3 protein-coding genes are annotated in these 5,697 nt (G+C 64.8%); all 3 read right to left on the minus strand.

The genetic code is table 11. The features are described 5' to 3' along the window. On the minus strand, window positions 1-4,839 hold a 4,839-nt coding region (locus EOA38_RS26095), incomplete at its 3' end, for an N-6 DNA methylase (RefSeq protein ID WP_127300589.1). An 86-nt stretch (window positions 4,840-4,925) separates the two neighbouring features. Further along, window positions 4,926-5,324 carry a DUF3085 domain-containing protein gene (locus EOA38_RS26100; RefSeq protein WP_127300590.1) on the minus strand — a complete coding sequence of 133 codons (399 nt, stop codon included), beginning with the start codon at window positions 5,322-5,324 and terminating at the stop codon, window positions 4,926-4,928. Window positions 5,325-5,334: 10 nt separating this feature from the next. After that, a partial coding sequence (locus EOA38_RS26105; RefSeq protein WP_127300591.1) for a DUF1419 domain-containing protein occupies window positions 5,335-5,697 on the minus strand: 363 nt, incomplete at its 5' end.

Below are 5,697 nucleotides of genomic sequence, written 5' to 3' on the forward strand. Positions count from 1 at the left end.
CTCATGATCCGCTCCGGTGAGCTGGAGCATGGTGGTGTAGCGATAGCCATCTTGCCCGAACCGCTCGCCGCAGAATTCGAGGTCGAATCCGCCGACCGAGGCGATGACGGTCTCGCCGTCATGCCGTAGCTGGATCAGGGTGAGAATCTCCTTCATCAGCGCCCGGCCGGCCTCCTTGCGCTCGGCGTAAGACCTGTCGGTCACGCTCATGACGAAGGCCTCACCGGCGGTCGGCACGCGGCGCTCTACGTCCTTGCCGATTTCCGCGATACGGCGCGTCGAATGCTCGATGTCGCGCTCGGCGTCGCGGATCTGCCGGCGCACGGCATGCTGGTCGTCGATATGGGCGGCGCGCAGGCGCTCGAGCCGTGCGATGTCAGCCTCGAGACCGGCCTTCTGCATCAGACGCTGGTCACCGGATGCAATCGCCTTGGCCATGGCGAACTGGTTGGCCTGACCTTCGCCCAGATCTTCCAACCGGCGGATGGAAGTGTCGCCGGAGAGTGCCGCCGCGATAAAGCGGGCCTTGCGTTCGTTGTTCTGCCACATGGTGGCGTCGAGCGAGCCCTCCGTCGCGTAGGCGAAGATGTCGATTTCGTCGTGCTGGTTACCCTGTCGGACGATACGGCCCTCGCGCTGCACGATCTGCGAGGGCAGCCAGGGCACGTCGAGATGGTGCAGCGCCTTCAGGCGAAGCTGCGCATTGACGCCGGTTCCCATCGTCTCCGAGGAGCCGATGAGGAAGCGCACCTTGCCGGCTCTCACATCGCCGAACAGCCGCTGCTTGGCTTCCGATTTCTTGAAATCCTGCATGAAGGCGATCTCTGAGGCGGGAACGCCCAGGCCGATCAGCTCGTCGCGGATCCAGCGATAGGCGGAAAACCCCCGCGTCTTTTCGACATTGATCGTGCCGAGATCGGAAAAGATCATCTGCGCGGCGCCGGCTAGCTCGTAGGGTTTGCCGTCGGGACGGACATAGGCGCTGTCCGCCGTTTCCTTCCAGATGCGGAAGGCATTCGACACAAGAAGATTGAGCTTGTTGTCGGGCTCGTCGTCGTTGTCGGGATCGACCAGCCGCAGATCGATCGCGGCATGGCGGCCGTCGGTGATGACCGAGAGAAGAATATCGTCGCCGGGCTCCGGCGGCCGGTCGCGCATCTCGATCGCCTTGATGCGCTCGGCGAGCACCAGCTGGTAGCGCTTGAAGGCCGGCGTGGGCTTGGCCGTCAGGATCTGGCGGCGGCCGGTCGAGATCGCGGGCACCTTGACATAGTCACGCAGGTCCTGCGGCATCACGACATCGGCAAAGGAGCGGAACATTGCGATCAGCTCGGGGACGTTGACGAAGCTGGCGAAGCGCGTGACCGGCTTGTACTTGCCGGAGGGCTGAAGCTCGAGTTCGGTGGTCACGTCGCCGAAGGTCGAGGCCCAGGCGTCGAACTCGTGCAGGCCGCGCTCGGCGAGCGCGCCATGGCCGAGATAGCGCTGCACGGAAAACATCTCGCCAAGCGTGTTGGTAATCGGCGTGCCCGAAGCGAGCACCAGCGCCCTTCCCGGATTCTTGGTCTCGAGAAGCCGGCATTTCACATAGAGGTCCCAGGCGCGCTGCGAGCCATTGGGATCGACACCCTTGAGCGTCGACATGTTTGTGGCGAAGGACAGTTTCCGGAATTCCTGCGCCTCGTCGACGACGATCTGGTCGATGCCGATCTCGGAAATGGTGAGAAGATCATCCTTGCGTGTGGCAAGACCTTCGAGCCGCTCCTTCAGGCCCTCCTTCAAGCGTTCCAGCCGCTTGCGCGAGACGCGGTCGTCGCTCTCGACCTTGGTGAGCAGGCTCTCGTAGAGCTCAAGCTCGTCCTGGATCATCTGCTGTTCGAAGGCGGATGGCACACCGATGAAGCGGAATGCCGAATGCGTGATGATGATCGCATCCCAGTTGGCGGTCGCGGCGCGGGAGAGGAAGCGGTGCCGCTTGGCCAAGGAAAAATTCGTCTCGTCGGCAACGAGAACGCGGGCATTGGGATAGAGCGCGAGGAATTCTCTCGCCGCCTGCCCCAGGCAGTGGCCGGGAACGACCAGCATGGCCTTGGCGATCAGGCCCAGGCGCTTCTGCTCCATGATTGCGGCGGCGATCGTCATCGTCTTGCCGGCGCCAACGGCGTGGGCGAGATAGGTCGAGCCGGCCGAGACGATGCGCCAGATGCCGCGCTTCTGGTGCCCATAAAGCGAAAAGGCGCCAGAGGCGCCCGGAAGCCGCAGATGGTCGCCGTTAAATCTTCGCGGCACGATGTTGTTGAAACGGTCATTGTAGACACGCGCCAGGCGGTCGGTGCGATCGGGATCGGACCAGACCCAGTTCTGGAAAGCGGTCTTGATCTTCTGCAGCTTCTCTTTTGCCGCTTCCGTGTCGACGACATTGAGAACGCGGCGCTCGGTCTGGCCGTCCCGGATGGTGTCGAATATGTGAGGGACGCGGCTGTTCAGCGCATCGGCCAGCAGTTCGCCGGCGTGGCGGCGCTCGGTGCCCCATTCCGATGTTCCGGCGGCAATCCACCCAAGCTGACGGGCCTCGACGGTCCATGAGGCAAGTTCGGGCATGTGATGGATCTTTATCTCCGCACCCATGCTCTCCTTGACGAAGGCAACGACATCGGTGGCCGGAATCCACGGCGCCCCGAGTCGCGCTGTAATGTCGGAGGGGCTGAGATCGGCGGGCTGCACCTCCCTGAGCGCCGCGACATTGCGTTGATAGCCGGGATCGAGCGATGCCGCGGCCTCGGCGGTCTTCAGCCTGTCGCGCACCGCGCCCGACAGATAGGCATCCGCCGTCTGCCAGGACCCGTCGGCCGGATTGCGGAAAATGGCGCTGCCGAGTTCGGCGACGACAGTGTCGGTATCGGAATGCAAAAGCTCGGCGATGTGGTCGAGGTCGACGCCGCCGCGTTCGTTGAGAACCACGGCGAGCGCGTCCGCGGCAGAGCTTATGAGCGGCGGCGATGGCGGCGCGATTACGCGCTCTGTGAAGATCGGGCCGGGCCGCGCGGTGTCGGATTCGAGATCATAGTCCTCGATCGAGGCGACGAGCCAGCAATCGGGGTCATCCACAAACGGCTGCAGGTTCGGACGGCGATGCGTCTCGCGCACCTCACCGGTTTCCTCATCCTCGGTGGTCGAGACGACGGTGGTGTTGATCGGGCCGAAATCCCTGACAAAGCTCGACCAGGCGACGCGCAGGGCGACCTGCGCTTGCCGAAACGGTCGGTCGAGCTCTTGGCACCTCAGCACCGCGCGCACGGCATCGCGGATGGGGACCAGCTTCTGGATGATCCGGACATGTTTTTGCGGGATGCCGTCGCCGGCGCGGCCCTTGCGGATGCTGACCGTGACCGACACGCCATCGACGACTTGCATTAGCCCATGACGGTGGTCGACGACGAAGCTGCCTTCGCGGACATGGCGGTCGGACCGCTTGCCGTCGGCCGGCGCGTCGTCGTCCTCGCCGTCGCGGTCGATCGCCTCCGGCTCGCCATCATAGAGCGATTGCGGCAGCAGCGAGATTGTGGCCGTCAGAGCTTCGTTGAGATCGCCGGCGGGGCGCGGCAGGCAGGTATAGGTCTTATCGGGACCATAGATGCCGCGCCTCAGCGCGTGGGCGCCGAGTACGAAGTCCGGATGCCGCGCGAACCAGCGATTGACGCGGATGGCGCCCTCCTCTTGCGTCGCCGGCCGGACTTCCTCCAGATCGAGCCAAGCGATATCGCCTTCGGGCTCGCCAGCCTTGCGCTTGCGGAAGAACAGGATGTCGACGACGACGTCTGTTCCGGCATCGGCGCGAAAGCTGCCCTCGGGCAGGCGCAAGGCGGCGATCAGGTCGGCCGATTTGGCGATCTGCTTCCGGCACATGCTGTCGGCCTTGTCCAAGGTGCCGTGGCTGGTCACGAAGGCGGCGAGGCCGCCCGGCTTGAGCAATCCAAGCGCCTTGACGATGAAATAGTCGTGGAGGCGCAGGCCGAGCGATCGGTAGGCAGGATCGGAGCGCACGGTGCGTACCGAAAAGGGCGGGTTGCCGATGGCGAGGTCGAAGGAAGCCGGCAAGTCGGTGCGGGCGAAGTCGGCATTGACGATGCGCGCCCGCGGCTGCAGCAGCCGGGCGATGCGCGCCGTGACGGGATCGAGCTCGACGCCGGTGATATGGGAACGGTCACGCAGCTCGGCCGGCATCAAAGCCGCAAAGAGTCCCGTGCCGATGCCGGGCTCGAGGATGCGGCCGCCGCGCCAGCCAAGTCGCAGCAGGCCCGCCCAGATTGCCCTGACAATGAACGCCGGCGTGAAATGCGCATATTGCGTGCAGCGGGCGAGCGAAGCGTAGTCAACCTCGCCGACGGTATCTTCCAGTTGGGCGCCGATCTCCTGCCAGCCGTCGCGAAACTCGATCTCGCCAGGGCGGCGAAAGACGCCATTGGCGAGCTCGGTTGCGCCGAAGCCGGTGAACCGGATCAGCCTTTGCTGTTCGTCGCGCGTGGCCGTCCTCTGCGCGGCCTCGATCTCGGCCGAAAGCCTGATCGCCGCGATGTTGTCGCGGGCCCGCTCCTTCCAGCCGCGGGCAAGTCCACGCTCGCCAATGAGGTGAAAGTTTGCACCCGGTCCCCGCCGGTCCCGGGCCGGCGGGCGGACAGCGGTCGCAACCGGCAAGGCCGGCGCGACGGCAGGTAGCGATCGATCGGCATCGTGGTGCGGATCGGCGTTGAATCCCGTCGAAAAAGCGGTCACGCCGAGGCCGAGGCCGGATGAGGTGTTGCCGAAGAGGTCGATGGTGAAGGGGTCGTCATGCGCCATTGGAAAGGCTCCTGTACTCAAAGGCGCGCGCGAAACGTCCGGCCGAACAGGTCGGCCGGGCGAAGGCGGCGCGGTTTTTTGGGAAGTCAGCGAGTGATCAGCGAGAGCGCGATTTCGGCCTCGGTGAGCGCGATGGTGAGATGTGTTGCGCGCCGATGGCGGTCAAAGAGCGGGACAAGCCGCTCGGCGTCGATGAACTCGATGCCGTCATCGGCCCCGAAATGCCGGCGCTTGTAGTCCCACCAGTCGGGATGGCCGTCCGGGTGGCATTGCTCCGAATAGACGACGAGGGCGTGGGCGCCCTGGGCGAGCTTGCCGTTAGACATGATGTAGACGCCCTGGTCGCCAACGAACCAGACGCCGGGCTTCTCGCCCTCGCCGGGTCTTGTGCCGTAATAAGGGTTGCGAAACCCGCCGTTGGCCGCCGCATCGGCAATGCCTTGGTCGATCACCTTGCGGACCGCCACAATCGGAAATGTGAACATCGTCCCCACCTCATGCCGCGACGTCGGTGGGCAAGTGCCTGAGATGCACGGGCAGCTTGGCGGCGATCTCCGCGTCGCTCAGATCGTGGAGCAGCTTGAGCACGGTGCGTCCGCGGTCATAGACGAGCAGAGTGCGCTTGCCGCGCAACTCGGGCAGCCAGCAATCGCCGGCGTAGCCGCGATAGTCGTCATGCGTGCTCGACCAGATATGCTCGAGGCGCTCCTCATGCGTCATCGCCTTAACCGGCCAGGACTCGCGCTCCACGATCGCGGCCCGCATGCGCTCGGGCGAACCCTTGTCGCAAAGATCGCAGTAGCTGTGGAAGTAGCGGACGCGGCCCTCGATGCTGAGCCGGAAAAACACGCTGGTCTG

Source organism: Mesorhizobium sp. M1E.F.Ca.ET.041.01.1.1, assembly GCF_003997355.1.
Taxonomy (GTDB): Bacteria; Pseudomonadota; Alphaproteobacteria; order Rhizobiales; family Rhizobiaceae; genus Mesorhizobium.